At 71.5% G+C, this 16,698-nt stretch carries 10 protein-coding genes and 1 pseudogene; 6 read left to right on the top strand and 5 right to left on the bottom strand.

The features are described from left to right. Positions 1–60 precede the first annotated feature (60 nt). The 3 genes from prpB to SOM19_RS02600 all read right to left on the bottom strand — a co-directional run bounded on the left by prpB (position 61) and on the right by SOM19_RS02600 (position 3,273). Positions 61–969, bottom strand: coding sequence for a methylisocitrate lyase (gene prpB, locus SOM19_RS02610; RefSeq protein WP_320484992.1), 909 nt, complete (start codon positions 967–969; stop codon positions 61–63). A 133-nt stretch (positions 970–1,102) separates the two neighbouring features. Further along, on the bottom strand, positions 1,103–2,629 hold the full coding sequence (locus SOM19_RS02605) for an MmgE/PrpD family protein (protein WP_320484991.1): 1,527 nt from the start codon (positions 2,627–2,629) through the stop codon (positions 1,103–1,105). Then, complete coding sequence (locus SOM19_RS02600; RefSeq protein ID WP_320484990.1) at positions 2,626–3,273, bottom strand: GntR family transcriptional regulator; 648 nt, start codon at positions 3,271–3,273, stop codon at positions 2,626–2,628. Before SOM19_RS02600 ends, SOM19_RS02605 begins: the two co-directional genes overlap by 4 nt. 166 nt (positions 3,274–3,439) lie before the next feature. On the opposite strand from SOM19_RS02600, the gene SOM19_RS02595 reads away from it, so the two are divergent. Genes SOM19_RS02595 through SOM19_RS02575 form a run of 5 tightly spaced genes read left to right on the top strand, consistent with a single transcriptional unit; the run spans position 3,440 to position 7,994 of the window. Beyond that, on the top strand, positions 3,440–4,363 hold the full coding sequence (locus tag SOM19_RS02595) for an ABC transporter ATP-binding protein (RefSeq protein WP_320484989.1): 924 nt from the start codon (positions 3,440–3,442) through the stop codon (positions 4,361–4,363). Further along, positions 4,360–5,979, top strand: a complete 1,620-nt coding sequence (locus SOM19_RS02590; RefSeq protein ID WP_320484988.1) for an ABC transporter permease — start codon at positions 4,360–4,362, stop codon at positions 5,977–5,979. Before SOM19_RS02595 ends, SOM19_RS02590 begins: the two co-directional genes overlap by 4 nt. Then, positions 5,972–6,439 carry a GbsR/MarR family transcriptional regulator gene (locus SOM19_RS02585; protein WP_320484987.1) on the top strand — a complete coding sequence of 156 codons (468 nt, stop codon included), beginning with the start codon at positions 5,972–5,974 and terminating at the stop codon, positions 6,437–6,439. Before SOM19_RS02590 ends, SOM19_RS02585 begins: the two co-directional genes overlap by 8 nt. 10 nt (positions 6,440–6,449) lie before the next feature. Further along, a complete protein-coding gene (locus tag SOM19_RS02580) occupies positions 6,450–6,980 on the top strand; it encodes a ribonuclease H family protein (RefSeq protein ID WP_320484986.1) in 531 nt (176 codons plus the stop codon). A gap of 36 nt (positions 6,981–7,016) precedes the next feature. Continuing rightward, on the top strand, positions 7,017–7,994 hold the full coding sequence (locus SOM19_RS02575; protein ID WP_320484985.1) for a zinc-binding dehydrogenase: 978 nt from the start codon (positions 7,017–7,019) through the stop codon (positions 7,992–7,994). A gap of 64 nt (positions 7,995–8,058) precedes the next feature. Here SOM19_RS02575 and SOM19_RS02570 read toward each other — a convergent pair whose 3' ends face one another. Both SOM19_RS02570 and SOM19_RS02565 read right to left on the bottom strand, forming a co-directional pair. Then, positions 8,059–8,535: an NUDIX hydrolase gene (locus SOM19_RS02570; RefSeq protein WP_320484984.1), complete on the bottom strand. Its 477-nt coding sequence runs from the start codon at positions 8,533–8,535 to the stop codon at positions 8,059–8,061. A 5-nt stretch (positions 8,536–8,540) separates the two neighbouring features. Continuing rightward, positions 8,541–9,554, bottom strand: a complete 1,014-nt coding sequence (locus tag SOM19_RS02565; RefSeq protein WP_320484983.1) for an aldo/keto reductase family protein — start codon at positions 9,552–9,554, stop codon at positions 8,541–8,543. Between the two features lie 377 nt (positions 9,555–9,931). Between SOM19_RS02565 and SOM19_RS02560 the strand changes: the two are divergent. Then, positions 9,932–16,698, top strand: a pseudogene (locus SOM19_RS02560) (hypothetical protein); the annotation flags it as partial.

Genomic DNA, 16,698 nt, shown 5'->3' with positions numbered 1-16,698 from the left:
CGGTCGTTGAGCGAGGAGCGAAGCGACGAGACGAAACGCGCTTCGTCTCGCTTCGCTCGCTCAACGACCGGTGGTGTCGATAGTGAAGTTGAAGACGTCCTGGTCGAAGTGGTTGTACTGCTCGTAGTCGATGAGGTCGTACAGATCGGCTCGGTGCTGCATCTCTCCGAGCTTCGAGGTGAGGTGCCCCTCGTCGACGAGCGTATCGAGCGCACGGGATGCCGCGCCCATCCCGATGCGCAGCAGCGACACCGGCCAGATCACGAGGTTGACGCCCACGTCGCGCAGCTGGTCGACGCTGAACAGGTCGGACTTCCCGAACTCGGTCATGTTGGCGAGGATCGGCACCTCGACTGCTGCCCGGATCGCGGCGAACTCCTCGAGCGAGCGCATGGCCTCCGGGAAGACGGCGTCGGCTCCGGCATCCACCAGCGCCTTCGCCCGGTCGATCGCGGCATGCATCCCCTCCACGGCCCGGATGTCGGTGCGCGCCATGATCAGGAAGTTCGGGTCGCGGCGCGCGTCCACCGCGGCGCGGATGCGCTTGATCGCGGTGTCCTCGTCCACGACCGACTTGCCGTCGAGGTGCCCGCAGCGCTTCGGGTTGATCTGGTCCTCGATGTGGGTGCCGGCGATCCCGGCGTCCTCGAGGGTCTGGATCGTCCGAGCCACGTTCATCGGCTCGCCGAACCCGGTGTCGGCGTCGATGATCGCCGGCAGATCCGTCATGCGCGCGATCTGCTGGCCCCGGCCCGCCACCTCGGTGAGCGTCGTGAGGCCGATGTCGGGCAGGCCGAGGTCGGCGGCGAGCACCGCGCCGGAGATATAGACGCCTTCGAAGCCCTTGCGCTCGATGAGCCGCGCCGAGAGCGGGTTGAACGCTCCCGGGAAGCGCAGCAGCTCCCCCGACGCGAGTCGCTCGCGGAAGAGGCGCCGCTTCTCGTGCGCAGGCACAGTGGAGTACAGCATCAGCAGACCCTCCCGCGCCAGCGGCGGTCGGAGATCCGCCCTGGCGTCGGAGGATTCAGCGAGAATCCTCCGACCTCGGCCGGATTCTCCGACGAACGCGCGTGAGATCGGCCCAGATACCCGAGGCGCGCCATCAGAACAGCCCCTTGGGCGCGGGCGCAGCCGCCAGAACGCCGAACTCGGCGACGATGGTGAGCTGCTGCACTTCCTCGGCACTGAGCTCGGGCAGCCGCTCGGCCAGGTCGAGGAATCGGTCGATCTCCTCGGCCGAGAGCACGGGCTCCGCGAGGATCCGGAACTTGCGGATGTAGTCCGCGCGGGCGAACGGCCGGGCGCCCAGGGGATGCGCGTCGGCCACCGCGATCTCGTCCTCGACCACGGTGCCGTCCGCCAGGGTGATGACGACGCGGCCGCCGAAGGCCTTCTCGTTCGGATCCTCGGAGTGGTAGCGGCGCGTCCACTCGGCATCCTCTGCCGTCGTGATCTTGTGCCACAGTGCGACGGTGTCCTCGCGGCCCGCGCGCTCCGGGGCGTACGAGTCGACGTGGTGCCAGCCGCCGTCCTGCAGCGCGACCGCGAAGATGTACGGGATCGAGTGGTCCAGCGTCTCGCGCGAGGCCCGGGGGTCGTACTTCTGCGGGTCGTTCGCGCCCGATCCGATCACGTAGTGCGTGTGGTGCGAGGTGTGGAGCACGATCGACTCGACGCCGGCCGGATCGACGACCTCCGGGTGCTCGCCGTGGAGGCGGCGCGCCAGGTCGATCCAGGCCTGCGCCTGGTACTCGGCCGAGTGCTCCTTCGTGTAGGAGTCCAGGATGCCGCGCTTGGGCTCGCCCGCGCTGGGAAGCGGCACCTCGTACGAGGCATCCGGTCCGTCGAGCATCCAGGCGATGACGCCGTCCTCGCCCTCGTAGATGGGGCTCGGCGAGGTCTCACCGCGCATCGCGCGGTCCACGGCCTCGACGGCCATCTTGCCGGCGAAGGCCGGGGCGTGCGCCTTCCAGGTCGAGATCTCGCCCTTGCGCGACTGGCGCGTGGCGGTGGTGGTGTGCAGGGCCTGGCCGACGGCCTGGTAGATCGTCTCGACGTCGAGTCCGAGGAGCGTGCCGATGCCGGCGGCGGCCGACGGGCCGAGATGGGCGACGTGGTCGATCTTGTGCTTGTGCAGGCAGATGGCCCGCACGAGGTCGATCTGGATCTCGTAGCCCGTGGCGAGCCCGCGCACGAGCGCGGCCCCGTCGGAGCCGACGTGCTGCGCCACCGCGAGGATCGGCGGGATGTTGTCGCCCGGGTGCGAGTAGTCGGCCGCCAGGAACGTGTCGTGGTAGTCGAGCTCGCGCACCGCGACCCCGTTGGCCCACGCGGCCCACTCCGGCGACGTGCGCCGCTCGAGGGGGCAGCCGAACACGGTGGCGCCCTGGCCGCCGACCGACACGGCGTGGTCGAGGGCCTGCTGGCGGGCGGCGCTCACAGGTGCACGGGTGAGGGATGCCGCGGCCACGGCGGCGTTGTCGATCACGCGGTTGATGATCATGTCGACGACGTCGGCCTCGACCTCGACCGGGTCGGCGGCGATCTCGGCGATCCGCCAGGCGAGCTGGCCCTCGCGAGCCAGGTTCTCGTCGCTGCGGTGGACGCGGAGGTGATGGATGACGGTCATGACGAGCCTTTCGTCGTAGCGTGCAGGGAGTCGAGGATGTTCGAGAGCGCGTTGTGCAGGTGCACGTGCGTGGCGTGTGCGGCCAGGTCGGCGTCGCGGGCGGCGATCGCCGAGGCGATCAGGCGGTGCTCCGCGACGGATGCCGCGAGCCGGTCGGGGTTGTCGCGGGCGAGTCGCCGCACCCGCACGAGGTGGGTGCGGACGGTGCGGAGCGCGGCGGTCAGGTAGTCGTTGGAGACGGCCTGATCGAGCTGCCGGTCGAACCGGCCGATGAGGGCGTAGTAGGCGTCCCGGCCGTCGGGCCCGGCGAGGTCTGCCTCGGCGAACCCGCGCGCGAGCTCGGCGAAGGCCGCGGCATCCCCCCGCTCGGCAGCGAGCCGGGCCGCGGATTCCTCGAGGGCGCGACGCACCTCGAAGATCTCGCGGATGTCGTCGGCGTCGATCGCCGTGACCACGGTGACGCGCGGAGACTGCTGGGCGACCAGACCGTCGGCGGCGAGACGCCCGAGCGCCTCGCGCAGGGGCGTACGGCTGACGCCGAGGCGGGCGGCCTGCTCGACCTCGCCGAGCACGGCGCCCGGGGACAGCGCTCCGCCCTGGATCTCGTCGAGGAGGGTCGCATAGGCCCGATCACTGGCTCGCATCGCCGACACACCTCCTCGCTGCAACCGGCTCATTGTATACATAAGACCACCAGGAAGGCCAGCCATCGCCTCAGCCGCTACGCCTGGTATACATAGCGCACACCTCGCCTCCGCGACCGTTCGACACAGTATTCACAAATTCGTGAAACGGGCGTACGCTCCCGGCATGACCACCGTCATTCGCACCGCCGGACTCACCAAGCACTACGGCAGGGTCCACGCCCTCGACGGACTCGATCTCAGCGTCGACGCCGGGCAGATCCACGGCTTCCTCGGTCCGAACGGTGCGGGCAAGTCCACCACCATCCGCGTCCTGCTCGGCCTCGCCCGAGCAACCGGCGGGGAGGCGACGGTCTTCGGAGGCGACCCTTGGCGCGACGCCGTCGCCCTGCACCGGCGCATCGCGTACATCCCGGGCGACGTCAGCGTCTGGCCCAACCTCTCCGGCGGCGAGGCGATCGACCTGCTGGCGCGCCTGCGCGGCACGGCGCGCACCAGCCCGGCATACCGGGCCGAGCGGGAGCGCCTGTGCGAGGCCTTCCAGTTCGATCCGCGCAAGAAGGGCCGCGCCTACTCCAAGGGCAATCGCCAGAAGGTGGCCCTGATCGCCGCATTCGCGGTGCCGGCCGAGCTCTACATCCTCGACGAGCCGACGAGCGGGCTCGACCCGCTGATGGAGGTCATGTTTCGCCGCGAGATCGCCCGCGTGCGCGCGGCCGGGGCGACCGTGCTCCTGTCGAGCCACATCCTCTCGGAGGTCGAGCAGCTCTGCGATCGCGTCTCGATCATCCGGGCCGGGCGGATCGTCGAATCGGGGACGCTCACGGAGCTCCGCCATCTCACCCGCACCGAGGTCTCCTTCGAGGGAACGGATGCCGCGGCCGCCGCCGGTCTCGACGGCGTCCACGACGTCGTGGCCGAGGAGGGCCGAGTGCGGTTCACCGTCGACACCGACACCGTGCCGGCGCTGCTTCCCGCCCTCGCCGCGCGCCACGTCGCCGGGCTCCGGATCGAGCCGCCGTCGCTCGAGGAGCTGTTCCTGCGGCACTACGGCGACGACCTGGCGGCGCTGGAGGGCAACGGGCGATGAGCCGCTTCGGCACGCTGCTCGGCCAGCGGGTGCGCCGGGACTGGCGCCAGCTGCTCCTGTGGACGGTGGGGACGGCGCTCCTCGCGTACCTGTCGTACGTGGGTGTGGCCGAGTCGTACGGGACCGAGCAGGACCGCACGTCGCTGCTCGCCGCCGCTCTCGCCAATCCGGTGATCCTGCTGTTCCGGGGGCTCCCGTCGGGGACCGACGCGGGCGCCTTCATGGTGTTCCTCATCTTCCCGTGGCTCGCGCTCCTCGCTGCGCTGATGAGCACCTTCCTCGCGGTGCGCCACACCCGCGGCGACGAGGAGTCCGGCCGCGCGGAGCTCGTGGCGGCGACTCCCGCCGGCCGCACTCTCCCGCTGCTCGCCACCGCCGTCCACGGCCTGCTCGCCAACGCGCTGCTCGCCGCGCTGGTCGCGGCGGCGTTCCTGTCGGTGGGCCTCGAGGTCGAAGGCTCGCTCGTGGCGGGCGCGGCTGCCGGCGCGGTCGGGGTGGCCTTCCTCGGTGTCGGGCTGTTCGCCGCCCAGCTCATGCGCACTTCCCGCGGCGCAAACTCGGTCGCCGTGTGGGCCACCCTCCTCACCTTCCTGATCGCGGGCATCGGCAATGCGATCGGCACACCGAGCGACGACCTGACCCGGATGGAGAGCTCGTGGCTGACCTGGCTCTCGTCCTTCGGCTGGGCCGAGAACACGCGCGCCTTCGCGGACGACGCGTGGTGGCCGCTGGCGCTCTGCGTCGGCCTCGGCCTCGTGCTGGCCGTTGTCTCGGTGGCTCTCGTGTCGGCGCGCGACCTGGGCGAGAGCTTCGTCGCCGAGCGGCCGGGCCGTGCCTGGGCGTCAGCCGCGCTCTCGTCGCCGACGGCACTGGTGTGGCGCGTGACGCGCGGAGCCATCGTCGGCTGGACGGTGGGCGGGCTGCTCACCGGGCTCCTCTCGACCTCGCTCGCCTCGATCGTGAGCGAGATCAGCGCGGAGAATCCCTCCGTCGCGCAGATCCTCGAGCAGATCTCGGGCGAGGGCGACATCGAGCAGGGCACCGTCACCACGTTCTTCACGATGCTCGGCGTGCTCGCGGCCTGCTGCGCGGTGCAGATCGTGTGCCGTGCGCGGCAGGACGAGGCGCACGGCACGGCCGAGCCGGTGCTGGCGGCACCCGTCGCCCGCACACGGTGGCTGGGCGGGTACCTCCTGGTGGCCTTCGCCGGCATCGTGCTGGTCGTGGCGGCGGCGATCGCGGGTGCAGCCGGAGGCATCGCCGGACAGGACGGTGACTGGGACCTCATGGGCGACGTGCTCGTCGCCGGCGCCGGGCAGGTGGCCGCGGCATCCGTCTTCCTCGTCGTCACGGCGCTCGTGTTCGTCCTCGCCCCGCGGCTCACCATCGCCGTGGGCTGGTCGCTCGTCGTGCTGGGGATGACGCTGGGCCTGTTCGGTCCGCTGTTCGGACTTCCGGAGTGGCTCACGCACCTCTCCCCCATCGCCGTCACGCCGTTCATGGACGGCGATCAGCTCGACGTGCGGGGGCTGTGGTGGCTGGTGCTCGCCGCCGCCGCCGGGGTCGCGGCATCCCTCGCCCTCATGCGACGCCGGGAGCTGGCGACCGGTGACTGAGCACCCCGGGGTCGAGGCCGCCGAACAGGCGGCAGCCATGCTCGCGGCAGCAGGCATGGCCCGCATGCCCGCCCGCGTGATGATGGCGCTGGTGGGCTCGCCCGACGAGGGGTACACCGCCGCCGAGCTGGCCGACCGCCTCGGCGTCTCGGCGGCCGCCGTGTCGGGCGCGGTGCGGTACCTCGTGACGATGCGCTTCATCCAGCGGGTCTCCCGCCCGGGCGACCGCCGCGATCGCTACGACCTCGTGGACGACGCCTGGGCCGGCATGATCACCGCGAACGCTCCCCTCTACGCGAGCCTGGCGGCGCAGATGGAGAGCATCGCCGACGAGAACGCCGATGCCCCCATCTCGGTCGCGCGGGCACGCGAGGTCGCCGACTTCCTGCGCTACCTCGCCGAGCGGATGCCCCGGCTCATCGATGACTGGCGGGCCGACCGCCGGGGCGACGACGGGTAGCCTTGCCCGAGTGACTGACGCCCCCCGCTACATCGTGGCCACCGACGGCGCCTGCAAGGGCAATCCCGGACCGGCCGGCTGGGCGTGGGTCGGCGAGGACGGCCACTGGGCCGCCGGGTCGGTCCCCGTCGGCACCAACAACATCGGCGAGCTGCTCGGTCTCCTCAAGGCCATCGAGGATCACCCCGACGTGGAGAACCTCGTCGTGCAGGCCGACTCGAAGTACGCGATCGACACCTATACGAAGTGGATGGACGGCCACCGCCGCCGCGGCTGGAAGACATCGACGGGTGCCCCGACGAAGAACATCGACCTGCTCGAGCAGCTGATCGTCGCCCGCGACGCGCGTCGCGCGGTCGGTTTGCCGGATGTCGTGCTCGAGCACGTGCGCGGGCACTCGGGCCACGTGCTCAACGCGTGGGCCGACGAACGCGCGGTGCGCGCGTCCGAGCATGCCGCGAAGGGCATCGCCAGCGCCTGGTCGTCGCTGGGCGGCAAGGAGCTGCTCGACGTCTCGGCGGCACCGAAGAACGGGCGCTGAGCGCACCGTTGAAGCCAGCGAACTGAAGGAGATCCCATGCGCGCCATCGTCCAGCACCGGTTCGGAGACCCCGCCGACGTCCTCGCCGTAGAGGAGGTGGCACTGCCCGAGCCCGGACCGGGGCAGGTGCGCCTCAAAATCGTGCTCTCGCCGATCCACAACCACGACCTGTGGACCGCCCGCGGCTCCTATGGCGTCGTTCCCGAGCTGCCCGCACGGGCGGGGACCGAGGCGGTCGCGCTGGTCGATGCCCTCGGCGAGGGTGTGACCGGGCTCGCCGTGGGTCAGCGCGTCGCCACCGGCGGCACGTTCGGGGTGTGGGCGGAGTACGTGCTCGCCCCGGCGGGCGGGCTCATCCCGGTGCCGGAGGGCGTGCCCGAAGAGGTGGCGGCCCAGCTCGTCGCGATGCCGTTCAGCGCCATCAGCCTCATCGACCAGCTGGGGCTGGGCGAGGGCGACTGGCTCGTGCAGAACGCTGCGAACGGCGCCGTCGGGCGTCTCGTCGCACAGCTTGCCGCGGCACGGGGACTCAACGTCGTCGGACTCGTGCGCCGATCCGCCGCCGTCGCCGAGCTCGCGGCGCAGGGCATCTCGGGCGTGGTGGCCACCGATGTCGAGGGCTGGCGAGACGAGGTGCTCGCGCTCACCGGCGGCGCCGCCATCGGCGTCGGCGTGGACTCGGTCGGCGGCGCCGCGAGCGGCCAGGTGCTGTCGCTGCTCGGCGACGGAGGCAGCCTGGTGGTCTTCGGCGCCATGCAGTCGCCGATCCTGCAGCTGCCCGTCGGCGACATCATCTTCCGCGACTTGACGGTACGCGGGTTCTGGGGCTCCACGGTCGGGGCGCGCATGGCCGCCGACAAGCGCGGTGCGCTATTCGGCGAGCTCATCACCCGCATCTCCTCGGGCGCGCTGACGCTGCCGGTGTCGGCGACGTACGGCCTGGACGACATCGCCGCGGCGGTCGCGGCCAACGCGGAGCCGGGCCGGGTCGGAAAGGTGATGCTGCGGCCCTGAGCAGCGTGGCGGTCCGGCGCGTTCCGTCCCGTCGCTCCGCTCGCAGCGAGCCGGAGCGCGTCCCTCAAGCGCGGGCGTCGGCGAGGTGCTGCTCGAGCGCGTCGAGCGCGGGGCGCTGGCCCTTCACGAGCTTCTCGCGGGCGTCGGGCAGCGGCATCCACTCGACCCTGTCGACCTCGGGGAACGACGCCGTCTTCCCCGACCGCGGCGGCCACTCCAGTTCGAACTCGCCGTACTCGAGCCCCTCGAGGGGGAAGTCCGCGCCGTCGGCCACGAACACCGTGACGCGCTTGCCCGACGAGTAGGCGAAGGTCCCGAGCTCGGCGTACGGCCCCTCGGGCGGATCGATGCCGAGCTCCTCGCGGAACTCGCGCCGGGCCGCATCGAGCGCCGGCTCATCGCCCTCGTCGAACTCGCCCTTCGGCAGCGACCAGGCGCCGGCATCCTTCGCCGCCCAGTACGGCCCGCCCATGTGCGCGATGAGCACCTCGGGGTCGGGGCCGAGCCGGTAGAGCAGGATGCCGGCGCTCGTGGTCGCCACGGACGTCAGACCACTCGCGACTTCGGCGACACCGTGTAGGTGTCCTCGGGGTCGTCGTTCACGGCGCCGGCCAGCGCGGTGTCGATCGCCGCCATCGTGTCGGCGTCCAGGACGACGCCCGAGGCCTTGACGGTGTCGGCGAGCTGCTCGGGACGGGATGCCCCCACCAGCGCGGCGGCGACGTTCTTGTTCTGCAGCACCCACGCGATCGCGAGCTGCGGCATCGAGAGACCGGCGTCCGCCGCGATGGGCTTGAGCCGCTGAACGGCCTCGAGCACCTCGTCGCGGAGGAAGCTCTTGATGAAGCCGGCGCCGCTCTTCTCATCGGTCGCGCGGGAGCCCTCGGGAACCGGCTGACCCGGCAGGTACTTGCCGCTCAACACGCCCTGCGCCATCGGCGACCACACGATCTGCGAAATGCCGAGCTCTTCCGACGCGGGCACGACCTTGCCCTCGATCACTCGCCAGAGCATCGAGTACTGCGGCTGGTTCGAGATGAGCTGGATGCCGTAGCTCTTCGCCAGAGCGTGGCCCTCGCGCAGCTGCTCCGCCGTCCACTCCGAGACGCCGATGTACAGCGCCTTGCCCTGACGGACCACGTCGGCGAAGGCTTGGAAGGTCTCCTCGATCGGCGTCTCGTAGTCGTAGCGGTGCGCCTGGTAGAGGTCGACGTAGTCGGTGCCGAGGCGCTGCAGCGAGCCGTTGATGGACTCCATGATGTGCTTGCGGCTTAGGCCGGTGTCGTTGGCCCCGCGAGGGCCGGTCGGCCAGTAGACCTTGGTGAAGATCTCGAGCGACTCGCGGCGCTGCCCGGCGAGCGCCTTGCCCAGCACCGTCTCGGCCGCGGTGTTCGCGTACACGTCGGCGGTGTCGAAGGTCGTGATGCCGGCATCCAGCGCCGCCTGCACGGTCGCGATCGCCGCCGAGTCATCGACCTGCGAGCCGTGCGTCACCCAGTTGCCGTACGTGATCTCCGAGACCTTGAGACCGCTGTTGCCGAGATATCGATAGTTCACCATCCCTCAACGCTAGCGGCGAGCGGATGCCGCGGGCCGGGGTTTACGCGGTGCGCGGACAGTGCTACCGCGCCAGGGCCGTAGCGGACACATCCCGCGCGGTGCCATAGTGACTCATCGCGACATCGGGCCGAACGGACCTTGTCGTCTGATGTTCTGCAACTGGGGTTGCACTGGGGAGCGGGCCGCATGGACGCGCGCGTTTCGGGGAACGACCTCGCCGTCCGCGTGCTCGCCGAGCATCGCGAACCGGCGGGGGCGGTGCGGCGCGCCCGCGCCGCCGATCCGGCACGGCACGGTCGACCCCTCCCTGTGCGCCGCCGATCGCCATTCCCTCGCGCAGTTCCCGAGCCTGTCACCCCGAAGTGAGGCCTCTCGCCATGAGCACGACCACCATCACCCGCCGCCGCGTGCTTCGACCGGTCGCGATGGGCAGCAGCATCCTGTTCGTGGCATCGGGTCTCGTCGCGATCGCGACGGCCACGCCCGCAGCGGCCGCGGATGCCGAGGCGTTCCTGGTATCGCGCGTCGACGCGGGAGCCTCGACCCAGCCCTACCTCACCGCCGACGCACAGCACGTCGCCTTCGTCTCGACGGCGACCGGCCTGGCACCCGGCGACACCAACGGGGTCGCGGACGTGTTCCTCAGCACCGCGATCCCGGGCTCGGGCGATCCGTTCAGCGGCCCGGCGACGCGGGTGAGCGTGCCCGACCCGACCACCGGCGAGAGCCAGGCGAACGGGCCGAGCGGTGAGCCGGTGGTCAGCGCCGACGGCCGCTACGTCGTGTTCTCGAGCACGGCGACGAACCTGGTCCCCGGCTCGTTCACCCCCGGACGTCGCCACGTGTATCTGCGCGACACCGTCGTCGGCACGACGATCGTCGTCGACGCCGTCGCGGGGGGCGAAGCCGACGGCGACTCCCATGGCCCCGACATGAGCGACGACGGCGGCTCGATCGTATTCGAGTCGGCCGCGACCAACCTGAGCGGCGTCGGCGCCGACGGGAACGGCGCGCCCGATGCGTTCTTCGCCGACCTCGACGCCGACGACGACGGCGCGCGCGGCGATCTCGCGCTCACGCGCTTCCTGCCGACGCAGACCGTCGCGGGCGGCACCGGCGACCCCCAGATCAGCGGCAACGGCGAGTACACCGTGTTCACCTCTCGGGTCGACTCGCTGTCGAGCGTCACCAGCTCGTCCCTCGCCGGCGCGAAGAGCCTCGTGTACCGAGGGCGCGGCGCGCATCCGGACAGCACGAATTTCTTCGAGAAGATCGCGACCGACGCCGTGCAGCCGACGATCGACGCGCTGGGATCGGCGATCGCCTACGTCGACAACGACAGCTGCGGGCAGCTGCCGACGATCGTGGCGACCTCCATCGAACCGGAGCGGACGGAGTTCTCGGTCGAGCACAGCGTCGCGGTCGGCACGGCGGGCATCGACCGCAGCGTGGGGTACGTCGAGGCTCCCGTCATCTCGGCCGACGGCACGACCGTGGTGTGGCAGACGACGCAGCCGTCCACGGGCGCTCCGGCTCTGGCCGAGCCGGTGGTGCGGCGGCAGCGGGTGCAGTGGGCCGACACGTCGGCCGCGATCCAGTGCAACGGCCCGCTCGCGCTCGACCACGATGACCTCGCCGCCGGCACCGGTCCGACGCTCTCGGCGTCGGGGCGGACCGTCGCCTACTCGGGTGCGTCCTCGGCTGCCCCTGGGGCCACTTCTTCCGCCCTCGCGATCGACACCCACAGCAACGCGGGCATCTCGGCCGGCACCGTGCAGGGCACCCTGGCGGTCCCCGGATTCATGACGTCGCTCGCGATCGCCGACATCCCGATCTCCGAGCTCCGCGATTACGCCGCCGTCCTCGCCGACGCACCGATCTACCGGCTCCCCATCTACCGCCTGCCCATCTACCGCCTCCCGATCTACCGGCTGCCGATCTACCGGCTGATGGTCGAGGACTCGCCGATCTACCGGCTCCCCATCTACCGCCTCCCGATCTACCGGCTCCCCATCTACCGGCTCGACATCCCGGGCGGGTGGACCGAGCTCCTCAGCGAGACGCCCTTCGCCGGTGAGCTCGAGCTCTCCGTGACCCTCGCCGAGGTGCTGGACTGGGCCGCGACGGCAGCCGCGGCGGCTCCTGACGGCTCACCGGAGACCGAGGCGAGGCGCGCCGCCGCACAGCGCATCCTCACGCTGTCGCTCGACGACGTGGATCTGACCGACAGTGGCATCAGCGGTCTGACGATCACGTCGCTGATCCTCGGAGGCGCCCCGCTGGGAAGCATTCCGATCGCGGGCGACGGCGATGACCCTATGGAGGAAGCCGGCGACGACTTCGTCCCGCGGTGGCAGTCGCGCGTGCAGGCGCAGGGCCTGCCTTTCACCGTCGAGACGACGACCGTGCTCGCCGATGTGGACGCGATCGGCCTCGACATCGGCCGCACGGGCATCGAGGACGTGCCTTTGGGAAGCCTGCCGATCGACGCCACGCTCTTCAGCGAGATCCGCATGAACGACCTCTTCCTCACCTCGACCCCGCTCGGCGCGGTGCGCCTGGACTCCCTCTCCGGGGCGACGCGCGCTGCCCTGGTCGGCGCCGGCTCCGCCGCGGTCACGCTCGCGGACGCCGAAGGCGCCTTCCTGACCGATGCGGCTCTGGACGTGCTGGCCGCGGAGACGCCCGACGACATCACGGTGGGCGACCTGCTCTTCTCGATGCTCGATGCCGAGAGCTACCCGTGGGAGCAGATCGCTCCGAGCGCGATCGACCCGACCCTGGCCCTCGAGCAGTCGCCGGGGCGCGAGTGCGACGGGCTCCGACCGTGCTCGCCGACCGCGTCGTTCCGCTTCACCTTCGATCCCGGCCCCGGTGAGACGACGACATTCCGCGCGCCGACGGCGACGGTGCAGCTGCCCGCCGGCACCACCTCCGAAGAGGTCGAGGCGGCCGCCTCCGGCCCTCGGACGAGCGCGGCGCTCAGCGACTACACCGGGCCCGTGCAGCGGGACGACGGTCTCACGCGATTCCCCCTGCCCGACAGCGTCGGAGGCACGGTCATCGAGTTCCGGGTGGCGTACAGCGCCACGTCGCAGCCGAGCGAGTCGAGCGCCACCGCGGTGCTGACCGTCGGCGACCGCACCACCGAGCCGGCGGCGCTGTACTCGTATCCGAGTGTCCGCGACTTCGACGACGCGCGCCACAACCGCATCGGCGGCGCATGGGCTGACCCGAATCGGACCCCGACAATACTGCGGGAGGGCAACATCTACTACGAGTGGATCGCACCCCAGTTCATCGAGAACGACGACGACACCGGGGAGCGCTACTACGGCCCCGCCGAGGACGAGGACTGGTACCTCGTCGATGCGCCCGCGCCCGGGAAGCGGCTCGTCATCTCCACCAACGCCGCAGACGGTCAGATCTCGGTCGGGCTCTACCGATCATCGGACCCGGTGGCCGAGCTCGGCACGGCGTCGGCCGGTGCCGCTCCCGGAACCGGCGTGACCGAGCAGTCCGGCGTCGGCTCCGACGCCGAGAGGGGGGCGGATGCCGGAACCGCCGTCGAGGGCCGGACGCTGGTAGACCAGGCCGTGGTCGGAGGCACCGGAAGCGCCGAGGTCGAAGCCGCATCGACCGACGCCGCCGCCGGAGAGCAGCTCCTCGTCCGCGTCACGAGCGGGAACGGCGAAGCCAGCTCGTCCCTGTACTCCCTGCGGGTGCGCCTCGTGGACGAGGCGGTCGAGACGACGTGCACCCCCTGGACGCTCCCGGTCGGAGCGAACGGCGCCGTCGGCGCCAGCCAGTCGGTGACCGGCGACACGAACACCATCTACCTCTTCGATCAGAAGCGGTTCGGCGACACCTACGGGGCCTCGGCCGCGCAGGAGGTGCGCGCCGCCCTCGAAGGGCTCGATTCCCCGGCCGGTGCGACCGACAGCGCGTTCGTCCGGGGCGCCGTGCTGTCCATCGACTCGGACTCCGGCGTCGCGACGGCGCGAGCCGCCCTGGACGCGAACCCCTGCTCGATGTCCGCCCGCGGAGCGTGGGTCTCCGCCGTGAACACCTTCGTCGCGCAGGAGATCGGCACGGAGCGTGCCCACATCTCGTCGATCGTCCTGGTCGGCGCGGACGACATCGTGCCGTTCGCGCCGGTCGCTCAGAACACCGCCCAGTTCAACGAGGCCAGCCACGCGGCCGAACTCCGGCTGTCCGTCCCGCGAGCCGGCGGCGCCTGCCTCCCTCAGGTCGAGCCGGGGACGCTGGACCCCTGCGCGACGCCGCTCTCCGCCGCGGCCGCGTCGAACGTCATCCTCAGCGACGACCCGTACGCACTGGCGCGGGCGTACGACTCGGCGGGCGGCCGGCTGTACGTCCCCAGCGTGGCGGTAGGGCGGCTGGTCGACACTCCGCAGCAGATCCTCCAGGCGATCGATCGCTTCCGCGCGAGCGACGGCGTCCTCCAGGCCGACTCGACGCTCACCGGCGGCTATGGCGCGTGGAGTGAGCTGCCCGACCTCGTGACGTCGAAGCTCGACTGGCGATCCCCCGCCGACACCGTGCTGCAGCAGCCCTGGTCGGCCACGACCCTGCTCTCCCAGCTGCTCCCGGCCGCAGAGGGGGCGCCGAGCCCCCGGGTCGTCTCCGTCAACACCCACGCCGACGAGACCCGCATGCTTCCCGGCATCATCGGAGCGGAGTCCGGCCGGTTCGCCGACGCGGACCTCTTCACCGCGGGCGGCCTCGACACGCTCCTCGACAAGCCCGACGGCGCCCTGGTGGACGAGCTGGGCGCACCGGTCGCCGTACGGGAGAAGCTCGCGGGCGCGCTGTTCTTCCTGATCGGCTGCCACGCCGGGAACAACCTGCCGACGGGGTACTACGGCGACACCGAGGACTGGGCCGATGTCTTCTCCGCCGCCGGCGGCTTCGTGGGGAACACCGGCTACGGCCTCGCCAACGGCACCTCGACGGCGCTCAGCGAGAGGCTTCTCGAGCTGTACTCGGACTGGGTGGGCGTCCGCACCGCGGCCGACGGCCCGACGGTCTCGGCGGCCGCCGCATTGACGTTCGCGAAGCAGTCGTACCTCGGGCGGCTCGGTCTGTACACCGGCTACGACGAGAAGGTGCTCATGCAGGCCGTGTACTACGGACTGCCGATGTACACCTTCGCGGACACACCCGGCGACCCGAAGCTCCTCCCCCTGCCGGCGATCCCGGCGGACCTCTCGCCCGTCGAAGACGGTGCCGGGCTGACAGCGGGCCTCCGAGCCGCGTCACTCTCGCTGCATCCGGCGTTCGAGACCACCACCGTGCCGGGCCCGGACGGTGACCCCGTCACCTATCTGACGGCCGACGATCAGGAGCCGCTCACGGCCGCCGGTCAGCCGGTGCTGCCCAAGGTCGTGTCGCGTCTTGAGACGGCCCCCGGCGGCACGGTGGCTCGCGGTGCGCTCATCACCGCGCTCTCCTCCGAGCTCGACCTCGACGATCTCGTCACCCCGGCGATCGCGGAGCCCGACGCGGGCGTCGCCCCCACGTCGGTCACCCGCAACGGCGTGGCGTTCCCCTCCACCTACGCGACGGTGACCAGGCAGGACTCGCCGGCCGGCCCGCTGGATCTGCTCGTCGTGACACCGGGCCGGGTATCGGCGGCTCTGGACGGCAGAGGCGTGATGGAGAAGTTCACCGACCTCGACCTCAGCGTCGTGTACGGCGCAGCGACCTCCACCGACCGGACGGCGCCGGTCGTCCGGTCGCGTGAGCTCCCGAGCGCCGGCGAGAGGTGGTTCGGCTTCGAACTCGACGGCACCGGGAGCACGGTCGAGACCGCCTTCCTCCTCGTGACGCCGGAAGGCAGCACCGGCGGGCCCCGAGCGTGGGAGCCGCTGCCGCTCATCGACCGCGGCGGCGGGCTGTGGGAGGCGAAGCTGACGATCGACGGTCCGGTGCGGTGGATGCTGCAGGCGGTCGACGCCGGCGGCAACGTGATGATCGAGACCTCGCGAGGACGCCTGGACGCCGCGGGTGCCCCGATGCCGGCCATCAGCGCCCTCGCCGGAAACCAGGTGCTTGCGCTCGGCGACCGCCTCGTGGAGAGCGTGACGATCGATGCGGCGGGAACGGATCCCTCGGCCTATACCGCGACGTACAACCTCACGCGCGCGGACGGCACGGTGGCGGCATCCGGTGTCGCGGCGATCACCACCACCCCGGACGGCACAGCGACCCGCGCGACGATCGACCGTGTCATGGCGGAGACGGGGAGCTTCGCCGTCTCGATCCGCGTCTGCCACGGCGGATCGTGCACAACGTCCGGGGCACTGACGCTGACGGTCGACCCGCCCAATGACGCCCCCGCGGCCACGGTGGACATCTCCAGCAGCGACGGCGGCATCGTCACGCCGGCCTCCGTGCTCACGGCCGTCGCCGCGAGCACCGATCCCGACTCGGACGATGTGAGCATGACCTACGCGTGGAGCCGCAACGGTCAGGCCTTCGGCGAGGGCATGGACGTGGTCGACCTCTCGAAGGCCGGTGCGGCACCGGGCGACGTGATCCGGGTCGTCGCGACGCCGAATGATGGTGCGACGGATGGTCATGCGGCGTTCGCGGAGGTCGTGGTGGCGGCCGAGGTGCCGTTGCCGACGATCGAGCTCGATGCGGTATCCGACGGGGTCCCCTACACCGAGGGCACCTGGGCCACCGACGAGGTGCTGGTGTCGTTCGCGTGCACCGGCACCGGGGTGGTCTGTCCCGACCCGGTCACCGTCACCACCGACACCCCCGGCACCCTGATCAGCCGCACCGTCACCGACACCCTCGGCCGGGAAGCGACCACGGCGATCACGGTCACGCTCGACCGGACCCCGCCCGCGCTGGCCCCCGTGGTCACCCCGGACCCGGTCGCCGTCGGCGGCACCGCCACCGCACGCGCCGGCGCGACCGACACCGGCTCCGGGATCGCCGAGCAGTCCTGCGACACCCCCGTCACCACCACCGCCGGGTCCCAGACCCTGAGCTGCCAGGCCACCGACACCGCTGGCAACACCAGCACCGCCACCGCCACCTACACGGTGGTCGCGCCGTCGGCGGCATGCCGCTCCGGCAGCCGGGTCGTGCTGCAGCCGGTCAACCCCGG

Source organism: Microbacterium sp. CFBP9034 (genome assembly GCF_034045255.1).
GTDB lineage: Bacteria > Actinomycetota > Actinomycetes > Actinomycetales > Microbacteriaceae > Microbacterium.
This window is presented reverse-complemented; position numbering and strand designations above follow the sequence as displayed.

Excerpts from the sequence above, each read along its gene's own strand:
- prpB (WP_320484992.1), bottom strand. The coding sequence starts at position 969 with ATGCTGTACTCCACTGTGCCTGCGCACGAGAAGCGGCGCCTCTTCCGC.
- SOM19_RS02605 (WP_320484991.1), bottom strand. The coding sequence starts at position 2,629 with ATGACCGTCATCCATCACCTCCGCGTCCACCGCAGCGACGAGAACCTG.
- SOM19_RS02600 (WP_320484990.1), bottom strand. The coding sequence starts at position 3,273 with ATGCGAGCCAGTGATCGGGCCTATGCGACCCTCCTCGACGAGATCCAG.
- SOM19_RS02595 (WP_320484989.1), top strand. The coding sequence starts at position 3,440 with ATGACCACCGTCATTCGCACCGCCGGACTCACCAAGCACTACGGCAGG.
- SOM19_RS02590 (WP_320484988.1), top strand. The coding sequence starts at position 4,360 with ATGAGCCGCTTCGGCACGCTGCTCGGCCAGCGGGTGCGCCGGGACTGG.
- SOM19_RS02575 (WP_320484985.1), top strand. The coding sequence starts at position 7,017 with ATGCGCGCCATCGTCCAGCACCGGTTCGGAGACCCCGCCGACGTCCTC.
- SOM19_RS02565 (WP_320484983.1), bottom strand. The coding sequence starts at position 9,554 with ATGGTGAACTATCGATATCTCGGCAACAGCGGTCTCAAGGTCTCGGAG.